13 protein-coding genes are annotated in these 14,588 nt (G+C 70.7%); 3 read left to right on the top strand and 10 right to left on the bottom strand.

The genetic code is table 11. The features are described from left to right. Positions 1 to 115 precede the first annotated feature (115 nt). Entirely contained in the window at positions 116 to 535 is a 420-nt protein-coding gene (locus tag ACWEJ6_RS14885) for a peptidase inhibitor family I36 protein (RefSeq protein WP_358291533.1), read from the top strand. Continuing rightward, positions 526 to 1,440 carry a hypothetical protein gene (locus tag ACWEJ6_RS14880; RefSeq protein ID WP_357975420.1) on the top strand — a complete coding sequence of 305 codons (915 nt, stop codon included), beginning with the start codon at positions 526 to 528 and terminating at the stop codon, positions 1,438 to 1,440. Before ACWEJ6_RS14885 ends, ACWEJ6_RS14880 begins: the two co-directional genes overlap by 10 nt. On the opposite strand, the gene ACWEJ6_RS14875 is transcribed toward ACWEJ6_RS14880, so the two are convergent. From ACWEJ6_RS14875 to ACWEJ6_RS14830, 10 genes are all read right to left on the bottom strand, one after another. Continuing rightward, positions 1,399 to 2,835: a S10 family peptidase gene (locus ACWEJ6_RS14875; RefSeq protein WP_452424037.1), complete on the bottom strand. Its 1,437-nt coding sequence runs from the start codon at positions 2,833 to 2,835 to the stop codon at positions 1,399 to 1,401. The two genes, ACWEJ6_RS14880 and ACWEJ6_RS14875, sit on opposite strands and share 42 nt — an antisense overlap. A 9-nt stretch (positions 2,836 to 2,844) precedes the next feature. Continuing rightward, entirely contained in the window at positions 2,845 to 4,077 is a 1,233-nt protein-coding gene (locus ACWEJ6_RS14870; protein ID WP_397155400.1) for an enolase C-terminal domain-like protein, read from the bottom strand. After that, positions 4,074 to 7,034: a glycoside hydrolase family 38 N-terminal domain-containing protein gene (locus ACWEJ6_RS14865; RefSeq protein ID WP_452424035.1), complete on the bottom strand. Its 2,961-nt coding sequence runs from the start codon at positions 7,032 to 7,034 to the stop codon at positions 4,074 to 4,076. The genes ACWEJ6_RS14870 and ACWEJ6_RS14865 overlap by 4 nt, the downstream gene beginning before the upstream one ends. Beyond that, positions 7,035 to 7,844 (bottom strand): carbohydrate ABC transporter permease, encoded by an 810-nt coding sequence (locus tag ACWEJ6_RS14860; protein WP_452424033.1) that lies wholly within the window; start codon positions 7,842 to 7,844, stop codon positions 7,035 to 7,037. Beyond that, complete coding sequence (locus ACWEJ6_RS14855; protein ID WP_452424031.1) at positions 7,841 to 8,686, bottom strand: carbohydrate ABC transporter permease; 846 nt, start codon at positions 8,684 to 8,686, stop codon at positions 7,841 to 7,843. Before ACWEJ6_RS14855 ends, ACWEJ6_RS14860 begins: the two co-directional genes overlap by 4 nt. Next, complete coding sequence (locus tag ACWEJ6_RS14850; RefSeq protein WP_387671552.1) at positions 8,686 to 9,936, bottom strand: ABC transporter substrate-binding protein; 1,251 nt, start codon at positions 9,934 to 9,936, stop codon at positions 8,686 to 8,688. Before ACWEJ6_RS14850 ends, ACWEJ6_RS14855 begins: the two co-directional genes overlap by 1 nt. A gap of 34 nt (positions 9,937 to 9,970) precedes the next feature. After that, on the bottom strand, positions 9,971 to 10,666 hold the full coding sequence (locus ACWEJ6_RS14845) for a FadR/GntR family transcriptional regulator (protein ID WP_352318565.1): 696 nt from the start codon (positions 10,664 to 10,666) through the stop codon (positions 9,971 to 9,973). Positions 10,667 to 10,726: 60 nt separating this feature from the next. Then, positions 10,727 to 11,278 carry a DUF305 domain-containing protein gene (locus tag ACWEJ6_RS14840; protein ID WP_452424029.1) on the bottom strand — a complete coding sequence of 184 codons (552 nt, stop codon included), beginning with the start codon at positions 11,276 to 11,278 and terminating at the stop codon, positions 10,727 to 10,729. A gap of 122 nt (positions 11,279 to 11,400) precedes the next feature. Then, the gene (locus tag ACWEJ6_RS14835; RefSeq protein ID WP_452424027.1) at positions 11,401 to 12,507 is read right to left on the bottom strand and encodes a serine hydrolase domain-containing protein; all 1,107 of its coding nucleotides are present in this window, start codon (positions 12,505 to 12,507) and stop codon (positions 11,401 to 11,403) included. 128 nt (positions 12,508 to 12,635) lie between these two features. Then, positions 12,636 to 13,484, bottom strand: a complete 849-nt coding sequence (locus ACWEJ6_RS14830; RefSeq protein WP_452424025.1) for a helix-turn-helix transcriptional regulator — start codon at positions 13,482 to 13,484, stop codon at positions 12,636 to 12,638. A gap of 103 nt (positions 13,485 to 13,587) precedes the next feature. On the opposite strand from ACWEJ6_RS14830, the gene ACWEJ6_RS14825 reads away from it, so the two are divergent. Continuing rightward, complete coding sequence (locus tag ACWEJ6_RS14825; protein ID WP_452424023.1) at positions 13,588 to 14,361, top strand: alpha/beta fold hydrolase; 774 nt, start codon at positions 13,588 to 13,590, stop codon at positions 14,359 to 14,361. Positions 14,362 to 14,588: the final 227 nt, after the last annotated feature.

The raw sequence follows: 14,588 nt of genomic DNA, 5'->3' as shown, positions 1-14,588 counted from the left end.
CAGGTGGTGAGCCTGGTAACCAAGGTCTCTGCGTGTATTCGAGGGTGGGTCCCGAGCCCCCTCACAGCACGCTTGGTACGGGTTCCGAAACGACTCACCGATCTAGGAGAGACCTGTGAGGCTCACCAAGAAGGCCGCCGGCTTCATCGCCGCGGCCGCGCTGTTCACCGTGGTCGTCCCGGCTGCCGCGGCTGAGGCCAGCCCACGCTCGACGTGCTACGGCGGCCGCGTCTGCCTGTACGCCGGTTTCGACTACAACCGGGGCCAGAGCGACCACTGGCGCGACTTCACGGCCGACGACTCCGACCTGGCCGACAACAACTGGCTGAACTGGGACTTCAGCAACACCTGGCACAGCATGGACAACGAGACCAGCTCCGTCAGGAACCGGGTCGGCTGCAGCGCCACCCTCTGGCAGCACGCCGACTACACCGGTGCGCACAGCACCTTCACCCACAACTCCAACGACGGTTACCTGTCGAACAACGCCATCGGCAACAACCGCACCAGCTCGATCGACATCTGGTGCCGCTGAGAAATAACGGGAGTGCCGGTTTCCGGGCTTGGCCGCCGGAAACCGGCTGTCGCGGCCTCCTCGCGGGCGCGCTGCTGCTGTCCGTCGCGGCCTGCGCCGCCGGCGAGCCCGTACGCGAGCGGCCCCCGGCGGGCGTGACCTCGGTGTCGCAGCTCGTGTTGCCGTTCGACGCCTACAAGCCGACTCCCGAGCAGCGGGCCGTCCTGGGCAATGCCCACAACCACCTGGTCGCGCGGTGCATGAGCCGCCGCGGCCTCACCGTCACCCCACCCGCGGAGGACGCCGCCGAGCTGGCGGCGATCGACCCGGGCAACTCCCGCCGCTACGGCGTCGTGGACACCTCGGCCGCCCAGCGGTACGGCTACCACCTGGCCAGGCCCCCGTCCCCGGACACCACCGGCTCCTGGGTCAACAAGCTGCCCAAGCACACCCGCCACCGCCTGTACGGCACCGCCGCCGACCGCGGCTGCCTCGACCGCGCCTCCGCCGAGCTGGAGGGCGGCACCCGCCAGGCGGACTGGCCCTGGCTGGGCCTGCAGGACTCGCTCACCCTGGAACAGGCCGCCAAGCACGGCGGCGTGGCCGCGGCGACCAGGCGCTGGCAGTCGTGCATGACCCAGGCGGGACACCCCTACCCCGACCCGGAGTCGGCCATCGCCGACTCCCGCTGGAACCTGGAGAAGCCGGACGTGAGCGAGGAGGAGAAGCTGACGGCCGTCGCCGACACGACCTGCAAGTGGGCCTCGGGCCTGGTCGCCGCCTGGTTCTCGGCCGACGCCGAGCTTCAGCGCGCGGTCATCCGGGACAACCGGGAACGCTTCGACGCGCTCGCGGCCAGCCTGCGGCAGCGGCTGGAGCGCGCCTCACGCCTGCTGTCCGAGCACGAAGGCCGCCAGGTCGGCTGACTGGCGCAGCCTGCTGGGCTCGTGCGCGTACATCATGTGGCCGGCCTCGTAGTACTTGAACTCGACGTTGGCGGCCAGCTCGGCGGGCACGGGCAGGTGGGCGAAGGCGTGCTCGGCCGCGTAGTACGGCGTGGCGCCGTCGTGGTAGCCGCAGGCCACGTGCACGCGCAGGTGCGGGTTGGTGCGCATGGCGGCGCCGAGCCGGGCGGTCACGCTGACGTGCGCGCCCTCGAACTCCTTGAACGACCACGGGTACACCCGCTCGGTGAGCACCTCGTAGGGCAGGTCGTTGGCGTAGTCCAGCTCGGTCCGCACGTAGTGGTTGAGCGCGGCGCTGTAGGGGCCCATGATGGCGTTCGAGCTGGGGTCGGCGGCGAAGTGCTCGCGCCCGCCGTCGGGGTCCCAGCCGGTGAAGCGGCCGTCGAGCCTGCCGACGGTCAGCCGGCGGTCGCGCAGCAGTTCGGTGAAGAAGCGGATGTGCTCGATGCGCAGGTTGACGCGGTCGACGTAGTCCTCGGACAGGCCGGACAGCGCGGCGACCTTGGAGACGGCGGCGGCGCGCTCGTCCGGGGTGAGGCGGTTGCCGCGGGCCAGGGCCCAGGGGTAGTCGCGGGCGGCGTACTCCTCGGCCTCGCGCAGCACGTCGGCCAGCGGGCGGTCGCCGTGCAGCCCGTGATAGTGCGCGATGGCGGCATAGGTCGGGAGATAGAGGGCGTAGGCCAGGTCGTTGCCCTCGTTGAACTCCCCGGTCGCGTAGTCGAGCACCGAGGAGATCAGCATCACGCCGTTGAGGTACATGCCGTACCGCGACTGCAGGTGGTCGGCCAGCCCGGCCGCCCTGACCGTGCCGTACGACTCGCCGGCCAGGAACTTCGGCGACATCCACCGCGCGTTCCTGGTCGTCCACAGCCGGATCACCTCGCCGACCAGCTCCAGGTCGCCGCTGAACCCGTGGTACGGCTCGGCCTTCTCCCCCTCGGCCGCCCGCGAGTAGCCGGTGGACATCGGGTCGATGACGACCAGGTCGCTCACCTTGAGCAGCGTCTCGTCGTTGTCGGCCAGCGCGTACGGCGGCGGCAGGAGCGCGCCCGCGTCCCCCATCACGACCCGGCGCGGGCCGAGGATGCCGAGGTGCAGCCACACGCTCGACGACCCCGGCCCGCCGTTGAAGGCGAACGTGACCGGCCTGGTCAGCGGGTCGGCGTCGTCGAGGGTGTAGGAGGTGAGGAACACCTCGGCCTTCGGGCGGTGGCCGTCGAACGTGCCGTCCGTGAACACCTCCTCGCGCACCACCATGGTTCCGGTGGTGGCGGTGTACGCCTGACCGGTCGGCAGGGTGTGCCGGGTGGTGACGAGGTGGTCGGCGGGCTTCTTTGTCTGTACTTCGTCGGACATAGCGGCCAATTATGGGGCAACGTCCACCGAGATCGCGGGGTCGGCGAAGCGCTCGTTCGGGACGGTGGCGTACCAGCCGGGACGCCCCGGGTCGCGGTCGTAGGGATAGCCGCCGGTCTCCCGGTAGAACTCGGCGTAGCGGGCCACGCGATCGGGGTCGAGACGCACCCCGAGCCCCGGCCCGGAGGGCACCGCGATGGCGCCGTCCGCGTACGGCAGCCTGCCGCCCTCGATCACGTCGTCGCGCAGCTGGTGGTAGTGGGCGTCGGCGGCGTAGGTGAGGTTCGGCAGCACCGCGCCGAGGTGCAGCATGGTCGCGAGCTGGATGCCGAGCTCGCCCGAGGAATGCACGGCCACCCCGACCTGGAACGTGTCGCACACCCCCGCCGCCTTCACGCACGGCCGGACCCCGCCCCAGAACGTCGTGTCCAGCAGCACCACGTCGGCGGACCTGCGCAGCACGTTGGAGGCGAGCTGCTCGAAGTTGACGACCACCGTGTTGGTGGCGAGGGGCACCCTGACCTGCTCCCGGACGGCCCTGAGACCCTCCATCCCCCAGACGGGGTCCTCCAGGTAGTCGTTGTTCAGCCCCTCGATGGCCCGGCCGAACCGCAGCCCCTCGGCCACCGACAGGACGGCGTTGGGGTCGTACCTGAGCCGGTCGTCCGGGAACGCCTCGGCCAGGGCCCGGTAGCACTCCAGCTCGTAGTCCGGCGGGAAGACGCCGCCCTTGAGCTTGTGCACGGTGAACCCGTGCGCCTGCTTGAGCCGAGCGGCGTGCTCGACGAGCTGGCCGGGGGTGCGGATCTCCGGATGGCCGTCGGCGGCGTACCGGAAGAACAGGTAGGAGGCGAACGGGACCGTGTCCCGCAGCCGCCCGCCCAGCAGGTCGTGGACGGGCACGCCGAGATGCTGCCCCACGAGGTCGAGGCAGGCGAACTCGACGGCGGCCAGGAGCTGGGTGCGGTTGTTGTAGAGCGAGGCGGTCGGATTGGCGATCTTGAAGCGCAGCGCCTCCAGCTCGAACGGGTTGTGCCCCTTCAGGTACGGGACGAGCGCCCGGAAGGCCGACTCCGCGCTCTCCCCACCGCCGCCCATCTCCCCCAGGCCGACCAGCCCGTTGTCGGCCTCGACCTCGACGATCGTGCGCACGAACCGGCCCCAGTGGGCGCCGTTGCTGTGCCGCAGCGGCGCCTCCAGCGGGACGGCGACCGTCGTGGCCCGGATGTCAACGATCTTCACGCGCGCTTCCCTCCGACGAGGGCGACCCCGCAGGCGGGCAGCCGGACCTCGACCGGATCCCGTCCAGGGACCGTGACCGTCGCCGTCACCGGCTCGGCGGCCAGCGATTGCAACCGGACCACCTGCTCGCCGTCCACCCGGCCGATCGAGGTGATCAGCACGTCGGGGTGGTCCACCGAGGCGTAGGTCTCGGTGGCCCCGGGACCGCCGGTGATCAGCGCGCCGACGAACGGCTCGGTCAGCCCCGAGGCCGCCGCCGCCCCCAGCCTGCTGCCCTTGACGCCGGCCGCCGAGGTGACGGCGTACCGGAAGGTGGTCTCGCCCTGCTGCTGGGCCGGGAAATTGGTGTCCCAGATGTTGTTGAGCGCCCAGGAGTAGACCGTGCCGTCCTCCTGGTCGAGCGTGGGCGGGAACGGCGCGTACGGCATGTGGATGGTGCCGAGCTGCACCAGCGGCGCTTCCAGGGTGGCCCAGGCGACGGTCAGCTCGGGGTCCTCGAAGGCGATCCAGTGCCTGATCGGCAACATGTACTCGGCCGAACCGGGCACGCGCGGCACGCCGGGGCCGCCGACCCCGCCGGTCAGCTCCCAGGCCGTGGCCGGGCCGGTCGCGAACGGGAACGCCAGGAACACCGCCTCCTTGGCCGGGGTGCCCTGCTTGGCGAGCTGGTAGGTCAGATCGAGCCTGGGGACGCCCCGGTGCAGCTCGATCGTGGTGCGCAGCCAGTCGACGCCCTTGCCGTGGAGCTCGACGACCAGCTTCTCGCCGACCGCCGTGCGCAGGGCCCTGACGATCGTCGCGTTGCGGGCCACGGCCCGGTCGCCGAGGAGCGTCCTGTCGTGCGCCCCGACGTGGCCCGACAGGTGGTTGAAGTGCGGGGCGGTGGCGTAGCGGTCGTAGACGTACTGGCCGAAGCCGGCGGCGGCGTCGCCGTTGACCAGCTCGCGGCCGGCGGACTTGTCGAAGATCGAGCTGATGTGGCCCTCGCGGACGTCGTAGGCGACCCGGTAGAACTCGTTCTCGATCACGCCGTCCAGGTCCGGCTCGACCGGCTCGGGGGCCTGGCCCGGCCCGCGGACGACGTCCAGCCGCGCGTAGCCGAAGCCGGGGACGTCCGGCACGACCGCGTGCACGTGCCGGCCGATCGGGCGGGTCGGCCAGTCGTCGGGGTCGACGTACTCCTCGTGGTGCGGCACGGTCTCGCCGGTACGGGCGTCGACCAGCGTGATCGGCACGTCCACGGCCACCACGTCGCGCGGCAGGAACGCGCGCACCACGTCGGTGCGCGCCCTGGTGCCGGGGTTGAACACGGCGAAGGCGGCCAGGACAGCGCCTTCCGCGCCCGCGCTCTCCGGGGCCGGGGAGGAGAGGGCGGCGGCGAAGCGGCGGGTGGCGGCGTGCAGCAGGTCGGAGGCGTCGTCCTGGGCCTGGTAGGCGCCCGACGACTTGCGGGTCCACTGCAGGCCGCCGGAGTCGCCCGCCTCCTCGGCGTCCTCCCACGGGTTGGCCGCGCCCCAGGTGTGCTCGTTGAACAGGGCGACCTTGTCGTAGGCCGCGTCGATCTCGTCCGTGGCGTCCGTGCCGGCGATCGTGTGCAGGGTCTCGGCGACGCGCAGGGCCGACTGGGCCCGGCGCACGTAGCCGAGCGGGCGGGCGCCCGAGCCGAGCCCGTCGGCCCACCAGTCGGTCCAGTCGCCCTCGTGCACGGCCAGGCGGTCGTGGTAGCGCTCCTCGACGTGCTCGAAGAAGTCGCTGTTGACCGCCGAGCGCAGGCGCGGCCAGGCCCACGTCTCGTTCCACCGGCGGGCGATGGAGGCGGGCACTATCGACGGCCCGGCGTTGTCGGCGTGCGCGCCCTGCACCCGCAGGTGCAGCACGTCCAGCTCGTACGGCTCGCGCGGCGCGTCCGGCCCCTGCCACCCGAACGTCCCCGGCCCGTACGGGTAGCCCCGCGTGGCCAGCGCCGACAGGTAGCGCGGCAGCAGGTCGTCGGCCAGCTCGTAGGAGTCGGTCAGCCCGACCGTGTTGCCCTCCATGTACGCCATCCCGTGCGGCGTGTCGGTGAACCACACGAGCAGCTCGTTCCCGCTCGGCGCCCGCCACCGGAACGGCCTGGTCAGCTTGTCGCCGCCGTGCAGGTACGGCACCGACCGCCCGGCCCAGTTGTGCGCCGCGGCCAGATAACGCACGCCTGAGGCGTTGAGCGCGTCCACCAGGCCGACGACCGCGCCCGGCACGTCGGTGTGCATGGCGGACCTGGTGGCGAAGCCGTACCGGTCCTGGAGCTGGGCGGTGAAGCGGAGCTGGCGGTAGAGCTCCTCGGTCGAGCACGCCTCGGTGTGCAGCTGGAACGGCAGCGCGGTCACCTCGATCACGCCCGCCCTGGCCAGCGCGGCGAACGACTCGACCTGCCCGGCCGGCCGGGCGTCGAGCCATTTGAGCGCGGGCATCGACGACTCGACCGTCCAGCGGAACTTGGCGTCGTCCGGCCAGGAGGCGGTCTCCTCGGCCAGCCGCACGGCCGCGTCGAGGTAGTCGAGGTGGTGGCGGAGCACCGTGCCCTGGGGGTCGGTGTAGCCGATGTCCAGGTGCGAGTGGTGCACGACGAACACGCTCCACCTGCGCTGCGGGGTGACCGTGACCTGCGCGCTGCCGACCACGCCGGCGTCGTCGCGGCACTCCAGGGTGAGCGTGCGCGGCGCGTCCACCTCGGGCACCAGCAGCGTCACGTCCGTGCCGGAGGCGCTGTCGACGCCCACCAGCACGTGGGTCAGGGGTTGCGTGCTCGACACCCTGACCGCCTGGCGGCCGTCGTGCGTGAACAGCGGCAGCACCGCGACCCGCACCTCCAGCCCGCGCGCGCTGATCACCGGGGTCGAGGTGTCGTTGCGCAGCGCCTGCCTGATCCCGTCGTAGTCGGGGCTACCCAGGCTCCGCTGCAGCAACCGGCTCGTCATCTAAACACTCCCTAGGGACAGGCCCCGTGCGAAGAGGCGCTGGGTTGCCAGGAACAGCACGACCGTCGGCAGCGAGACCACCAGGCCCGCCGCCAGGCCGACGGGGACCGGGGTGCCGGCGTAGACGTCGGTCATCAGCCCGGCCAGGGCGGTCATGACCGGTCGTACGCTCTCGGTCTGGGTCAGCGTCAGGCCGAAGATGAGGTCGTTCCAGATGAAGGTGAACTCCAGGATGAACACCGCCGTCAGCGCGCTGAGCGAGATCGGCAGGTAGATGCGCCAGAAGATGCGCCACGTGGACGCGCCGTCCATGCGGGCCGCCTCGAAGATCGAGAACGCGACCCCCGTGTAGAAGTTGCGCAGCACGAACGCGGCCAGCGGCACGTTGATGGCGGTGTAGATCAGGATCATGCCGAGCCTGCTGTCGTACAGGCCGGCGTCGCTGTAGCCGACGAACAGCGGCACGAGCAGCATCTGGGACGGGAACACGGTGCCGCCGAAGATCAGCAGGAACCACCAGAACCCGTGGCGCAGCCGCAGCACCACGATCGTGTAGCCGGCCAGCGCCCCGATCACCACGCCGAGCAGCGGCGAGACGACCGCGTAGAGCGCGGTGCTGGCCAGGCTGCCGGTCAGGTCGGCGCTGTCCAGGGCGCGGCCGAAGTTGTCCAGCAGCGCGAAGTCGCCGGACGGCACCCACGCGCTGCCCGGGTCGTACGAGGCCGCCGGCCTGGAGGCGTTGACGACGAGCAGGTAGGTCGGGCCGAGCCAGATCAGCCCGAACACGATGAGCACGATGCGCCGGATCATCGCACCTGCCTCCTCAGGTAGAGGTAGGAGGCCAGCCCGGTGACCACGGTGAGCAGCACCGCGACCGCCGAGCCGTAGCCGTAGTCACTGGCCACGAACGTGTCGCGGTACATGGTCACCGCCAGCGTCTCGGAGCTGCGTCCCGGGCCGCCCTGTGTCAGCACCCACACGATGTCGAACGTCTTCAGGCTCGCCACCAGGGCCAGCCCGACCACGACCGCGGTCAGCGGGCGCATCAGCGGCCAGATCACGTGCCGGAACAGCCGCCAGCCGGAGGCGCCGTCCAGGCGGGCGGCCTCGATGGGCTCCTTGGGGATGGACTGCAGGCCCACGACGAACAGCAGCGTGTTCACGCCGAGCTGCTGCCAGGTCCACACCAGCAGCATGGCCAGCGTGTTGTCCGGCGCGACCTGCAGGAACGCGGTGTCCACGCCGAGCAGCCGGTTGGCGATCCCGTCGTGGGACAACACCGGGCTCCACACCATGGCCAGGCCCGCGCCGCTCAGCGCGTACGGCAACATGAACGGCACCCGGTACCAGGCGCCGCCCTTGATGTCGTAGGACAGCACCGCGACCAGCAGGCCGAGCCCGACCGGCAGCACCATCGTGCCGGCCACCCAGATGAGCGTGTTGCGGGTCGAGGTGAGCAGCGCGGGGTCGTCCAGCAGCTTGACGAAGTTGTGCACGCCGACCCACGCCGGGGGCTCCAGGCCGTCGTAGCGGGTGAGGCTCAGGTAGGCCGTCCACAGGAACGGCGCGTAGAGCAGCCCCGCGACCAGCACGGCCGCGGGCGCCACGTAACCGTGCCTGAACCGGCCCAGCATCGGGGTCCGGGCGCTCATCACTGATGCGTGGCCCAGTACTCGTCGGCGGCCTTCTGGATGGTGTCCAGCACTTCCTTGTACGTGCCGGGCTCGGTGACGAACTTGCCGAAGCCGTCGAGAGCGGCGGTCAGCACCGGCGGCGGCGTGGCTTCGAAGTAGCGGTTGACCAGGCGGTACTTGCCGCCGCCCGCGTCCTTGGTGACCGCGCCGAGCGCTTCGTCGGCGATCTCGACCTTCGGGTTGGCGCTCACGTCGCCCCTGGTGGTGGCCCACTTCTTCTGGGCGTCGGCGGTGGTCCACCACTTGAGGTACTTCAAGCTGGAGTCGGGGTCGGCGCCCTTGGCGAGCGAGCACAGCGGCCCGCTCTCGAAGATCATCGAGGTCTTCGGCAGCGCGGGGTTCACGTTGGGGATGACGAAGAATCCGTAGTCGGTACCGGACTTCAGGTCGCGCTGCGTCATGCTGGTGCTGAACCAGGTGCCGAAGGAGACCATCGCCGCCTTGCCGGTCTTCATGACGTCCCCGGGGTCGGTCTTGTCACCCGGGTTCATGAAATATCCGGCGTCGATGAGCGACTTCCACTTCTCCATCACCTGCACCACACCCGGGTCGGTGTACTTGGCCTGGCCCGTGGACAGCCGGTCGTACAGGTCGGGGTCGGAGCCGGCCAGGAGCTGCTCGAACCAGACGAAGGAGAACAGCACGCTGGTGTGGTAGAAGGCCTTGACGCCGTTCTTCTTCAGGGTCTCGGCGGCCTGGACCAGCTCGTCCCACGTCTGCGGGGGCTTCAGGCCGTACTTGTCGAAGATCTTCTTGTTGTAGAACATGCCCCAGTAGGCGACGTTCATCGGCACGCAGTACTGCTTGCCGCCGATGGTGTAGTACGGGGCGAGGTCCTGCGACAGGTCGCCCGCCTTGATCGCCTCCTGCCAGACGGCCGTCGTGTCGGCCACCTGCTTCTGCTTGACGATCTCCGCCAGCATCCCCCCGGTCTGCCAGGTGAACAGGTCGGGCTTCACGTCCGTGCGGAACGACGCCTTGATGAAGGCCTGGTACTGCGCGGAGTCGGTGTATCCCGTCGGCTTCATGCCCAGGCCGATCTGCTGCTTGGACAGCGCGCCCATCTCGTCGAAGTATTTCGTCCAGGCGCCCTTGTCGTTGTAGAGCGTCAGTTCGGTCTTCTTCTTCGGCGCCTCGGCGCTGTTGCCGCCGCAGGCGGTCAGGACCAGCGCCGCCACGCCGAGCGTGGCCACACGTGACCGGAACATGGCCGGCCTCCTTGCTCTTTCGGGGGGACTTGCTCTATCTGGGTGGCAACCTCTGTTCGACGACGGTCCGGACGTCGACCAGATGGGCCCGCATGCGCGCCTGCGCCTCGGCGGCGTCACGCGCTTCGATGGCCTCCAGGATGGCCAGGTGCTCCTCGTAGTCGCGGCGCCGGTCGTCGAAGATCTGCAGGATCTCCCGCTGCTCCGGCCCGTGAACGGTGAGCAGCGAGTCGACGACCTCGTGCAGCACGCTGTTGCCCGCCATCCGCGCGGTCGCCCGGTGGAAGGACATGTTGGCCTCGTGCAGCTCGGCGTCCTCGCCGCGCAGGTGCCGGCCGGCCTGGTCGAGCACCCGCTTGAGCGCGGCCAGCTCCGCGCCCTCGGCGTGCTCGGCGGCCATGGCGGCCAGCGGCGGCTCGATCACGATCCGCGCGCCGAGCAGTTCGAGGAGCTGGGCGGCGTGCATCTCGCGCATGTTGGGGTTGGGCAGCACGAGCCGCTCGATGTCGGCGCCGACGTAGATGCCCGAGCCGTGCCGCAGCTCGATGGCTCCGGTGGCCTCCAGCCTGCGCAGCGCTTCGCGCAGCGTCGGGGTGGTGACGGCGAAACGCTGGGAGAGCTCCCTGGTGGAGGGCAGCCTGTCGCCCGGCCGGTGCCCTCCACTACGGATGAGCTCCAGCATGCGCTCGGTCAGAGCGTCGGAAAGCGTCGGCCGCGCAACCTCGGACATATCAAGTGATCTAATCACTTAATCCGACGCACGTCTACGCCGACCGGGGATCTTCCCCGATCAGCGCTTGAGCAGGTCCTTCATCAGGTCGATCTGCGCCTTGCGGGACGCCTGCACCTGCCCCGCCCACTCCTTGACCTCCGGGTCCGCGCCGGAGGCGACCTCGGTGTCCGCCATTTTGATCGCGTCGCCCTGGTGCGCGATCAGCAGGGTCATCAGGTCGTGCTCGAAGGACTTCGACTTCTTCAGCGCCCTGATCTGCTTGCGGTCGGTCTCCGGCATGCCGCCGTGGTGGTCGTGGGCGCCGGAGGCGGCGGTGAGCGGCTGCTCCCAGGCGTACAGCCAGCGCAGCATCATCTCGACCTCGTCCTGCTGCGTGCTGGCCACGGCGGCCACCAGGATCCGGAGCTGGTCGTCGGTGGCCCGTTGACTGCCGAGCTTGGCGATCTCTATGCCCTGACGGTGGTGCTGCACCATCATCTGCACGAACATCACGTCCTGGGCGTTCACCGGAGGGGCCTGGGCTCCGGCCGCGCCGCAGGCGGTGGCCAGCAGGAGGCACAGGGCCGCCAGGACGAGCTTCAGGGCGCCGGATCGGGGGGTAGCGGCCACTCTGCGCGCCTTCCATTAAAAAGGAAACCTTCCTAAGAGTTAGACGATTTCCCCCTGGCGCGCAAGGGCCCCTGTCAAGGCGGCGGACCCCCGGCGCGGCGGCCCGCCGTCCGGACCGGCCCCTAGGAAGCCGCCTGGCCGAAGACCTCCTTGACCAGCCGCTGCACGACCTCCTGGAACGCCGCCGCCTGGGACATCGCGGCGTCGTCCACGTAGGTCACCGAGGCGGTCAGGGTCCTGCGGCCGTCGGGCGTGCTGTACATCAGCGCGGCCGAGCCCGAGATGCCGCCGTTGTGGGTGATGAGGGTGCCGGTGTCGGGGTCCGCGTCCTGCACGAACACCCCCAGGCCGTAGCCGACCTTGGGATGCGCGGCGCGCATCTCGTCCAGCAGCGAGGACGGCAGGAGCCGGCCGCCCATCAGCCCGGAGATGAACGTGTGCAGGTCGCGGGTGGTCGAGATCATGTCGCCGCCGGTGGAGATCCAGGAGGGGTTCTGACGGGTGACGTCGACCGTCTTGTCCTGGCCGTCCTCCTCGTAGCGGTAGTAGGCGTGGGCGTGCGGGCCGGCGATCTCCGTGTCGGTGTCCGGCACGACGGTGTCCGGCAGCCCGAGCGGGTCCAGGACGCGCAGCCGCATCTCCTCGGCCAGAGGGCGGCCGGTGACCTTCTCGATCAGCAGCCTGGCCAGGACGTAGTTGGTGTTGGAGTAGCTCCAGTCCGCCCCCGGCTCGAAGCGGGCGGGCTTGGACAGCGCGAGCCGTACCAGCTCCTGCGGCTGGTAGGTCCTGAAGCGGTTCTCCACCCACTCCTTGCCCGACCAGACGATCCCCGGCACGACGGTGCCGTCCTCGTAGTACTCGCCGGTGAAGTTGAACACGCCGCTGGTGTGCTGGAGCAACATCCGCACGGTGATCCGCCGGTCCAGCCCGAACTCGGGCAGGTGGTCGTCCACGACATCGTCCAGGCCGAGCACGCCGTCGGCCACCAGGCTCAGGACCAGGGCCGCGGTGAAGGTCTTGGTGACGCTGCCGACCCGGAACCGCCCGTCCGCCGGCGGCTCGGCGAGGCCGCCCAGCTCGCGCACCCCGGCGGTGCCGACCCACTCGCCCCGCTCGTCGTTCACCCGCATCTGCACGCCGACGAAACCGGCGTCCACGATCTCCTGGAGGATCTTCTGCAGCTCCGGGCGCTCGGCCACGTTGTCCACGGAAACGCTGTCGTTCGTCATGCTTCGTACGCCTTTCAGAGCCTTCGGGCCGATTCCCCGAACCGGTGATGGTTCAACCATCCCCGGCCGCGCTGACACGGGACCGTCGCCGTCCTGACGCGCCCGCTGACGCGGCGTCTCCCGTACGGCTACCGGTGGCTCCGGTGCACGGTCTCCGGCCCCACCACCCGCAACAGCTCCAGCGCCTCGAACGTCTTCGACCCGGGCGGCGGCGTGAAGATCAGCAGCCGCTGGTCCTCGGCCGGGGCAAGCAGCACCTCGTAGTCGAACTCCATCACGCCGATGGCCGGATGCCGGACCCGCATGCGGCTGCCGCGGCGTACCGCGACCTCGTGCCGTTCCCACAACGAGACGAACTCCGGGCTGGCCCGGCGCAGGCGCTCGACCAGGGCGCGGGCCGGCTCGTCGTTGCCCCGGCGGACCACCGCCGCGCGCAGGTCGGCCACGTGCACGCGGGAGCGCTCGGCCTGCTCCTCCTCCGGGTAGGCCTCGCGCCTGAACGGGTCGGTGAACCAGCGCCACACGATGTTGCGATCGGGCTCCTCGACCGTGCAGCTGCACCCGAACAGGGACTCGGCCATGGCGTTCTGCGCCAGCACGTCACCCAGGTCGCTGAGCACCTGCGCGGGCGTGCCGACGAGGCGGTCGAGCAGGTAGAGCAGGCTCGGCTTGACGTGCTCGCCCGCCCGCGGCCCGGCCGGCGGCCGGTGCCCGGCCAGCAGGTAGAGGTGGTCGCGTTCGTCGCTCGTCAGCCGCAGCGCCCGCGCCAGCGCGCCCAACAGCTGGGTGGACGGCTGCGGGCTGCGCGCCTGCTCCAACCGCATCAGGTAGTCCGCCGACATGCCCGCGAGCTGCGCCACCTCCTCCCGCCTCAGCCCCGGCGTACGGCGACGCGGCCCCGACGGCAGCCCCACCTCGCCGGGCAGCAGCCGCTCCCGCGAGCGGCGAAGGAAGTCAGCAAGCTCCGCACGATCCATGAGCCCATCCTGCAATACCGCGAAATATCGCAGTCCAGGACTGCCTGTCCTAGGGAATGCGGTCCGCTCCTCATCCGCGACGCCGGCTGGCACGGTGGCGCCCATGACCCGACACCTGACCGTCTCCGGGACCCGCGTCGCCTACCGCACCGTCGGCGACGGCCCCGGCCTGGTGCTCCTGCACGGCACCGGCCCGGGCTCGTCGACCTGGGACGACGTCGCCGAGCGCTTCGCCGACCGCAACACCGTGATCCTGCCCGACCTCGGCGGCAGCGACCTCGTCGAGGACGACGGCGCCCCCCTGACCGTCGAGGGCCTGACCGAGCAGCTCGCGGCCGTCATCGAGGACTCCGGCAAGGCCCCCGTGAACCTGCTCGGGTTCTCTTTGGGCGCGGTGGTCGCCCTGTCGCTCGCCGCCACCCGCCCCGAACTCGTCCGCCGCCTGATCCCGGTCTCCGGCTGGGCCCACACCGAGGACGCCTACCTGCGCACCGCCCTGCAGACCTGGCTCGGCCTGGCCGGCAACCCGGACGCCTTCGCCCGTTTCTCCATGCTGACCGCCTTCAGCCGCCGCTACCTCAACTCCCTCGACCCCGAGGCCTTGGAGAGCCGGGCGACGTACTTCCGGCCGCACCCCAACCGCCTGCGCCAGATCGACCTCGGCCGCCGCGTCGACCTCCGCCACCTGCTGCCCGGCATCACGGCCCCCACGCTGGTCGTCGGCGCCGCCCGCGACGGCCTGATCCCGGTGGAGAACTCCCGCGAGCTCCACGCCGCCATCCCGGGCAGCTCCTACCTCGAACTCGACACCGGCCACGTCTCCGGCGTCGAACGCCCCGACGACTTCGTCACCCTCGTCCGGGACTTCACCACCTGACCTCTGCCCCCCGTCACCAGTCCGGCGTCCGGCGTCCGGCACAAGGATGGCGGGGGCCGATCCGCTCACCGCGGACCAGCCCCCGCCACCGACCCGCCGGCTCAGACCAGAGTGTCCTTGATCTTGATCTGACCCGCGTCGATCACGAACCTCTGGTTGTTGTTGTTGGCCTGACACTCCCACTGATAGATCCGGACCCCGTTACCGCGGTCGTTGGTGACATCGAC

It is taken from the genome of Nonomuraea sp. NPDC004702, assembly GCF_053601695.1.
Note: the sequence above shows the minus strand (reverse complement) of the source record. Positions and strands in the feature narration are given on the sequence as shown.

Excerpts from the sequence above, each read along its gene's own strand:
- ACWEJ6_RS14875 (WP_452424037.1), bottom strand. The coding sequence starts at position 2,835 with ATGTCCGACGAAGTACAGACAAAGAAGCCCGCCGACCACCTCGTCACC.
- ACWEJ6_RS14865 (WP_452424035.1), bottom strand. The coding sequence starts at position 7,034 with ATGACGAGCCGGTTGCTGCAGCGGAGCCTGGGTAGCCCCGACTACGAC.
- ACWEJ6_RS14860 (WP_452424033.1), bottom strand. The coding sequence starts at position 7,844 with ATGATCCGGCGCATCGTGCTCATCGTGTTCGGGCTGATCTGGCTCGGC.
- ACWEJ6_RS14855 (WP_452424031.1), bottom strand. The coding sequence starts at position 8,686 with ATGAGCGCCCGGACCCCGATGCTGGGCCGGTTCAGGCACGGTTACGTG.
- ACWEJ6_RS14850 (WP_387671552.1), bottom strand. The coding sequence starts at position 9,936 with ATGTTCCGGTCACGTGTGGCCACGCTCGGCGTGGCGGCGCTGGTCCTG.
- ACWEJ6_RS14845 (WP_352318565.1), bottom strand. The coding sequence starts at position 10,666 with ATGTCCGAGGTTGCGCGGCCGACGCTTTCCGACGCTCTGACCGAGCGC.
- ACWEJ6_RS14835 (WP_452424027.1), bottom strand. The coding sequence starts at position 12,507 with ATGACGAACGACAGCGTTTCCGTGGACAACGTGGCCGAGCGCCCGGAG.
- ACWEJ6_RS14830 (WP_452424025.1), bottom strand. The coding sequence starts at position 13,484 with ATGGATCGTGCGGAGCTTGCTGACTTCCTTCGCCGCTCGCGGGAGCGG.
- ACWEJ6_RS14825 (WP_452424023.1), top strand. The coding sequence starts at position 13,588 with ATGACCCGACACCTGACCGTCTCCGGGACCCGCGTCGCCTACCGCACC.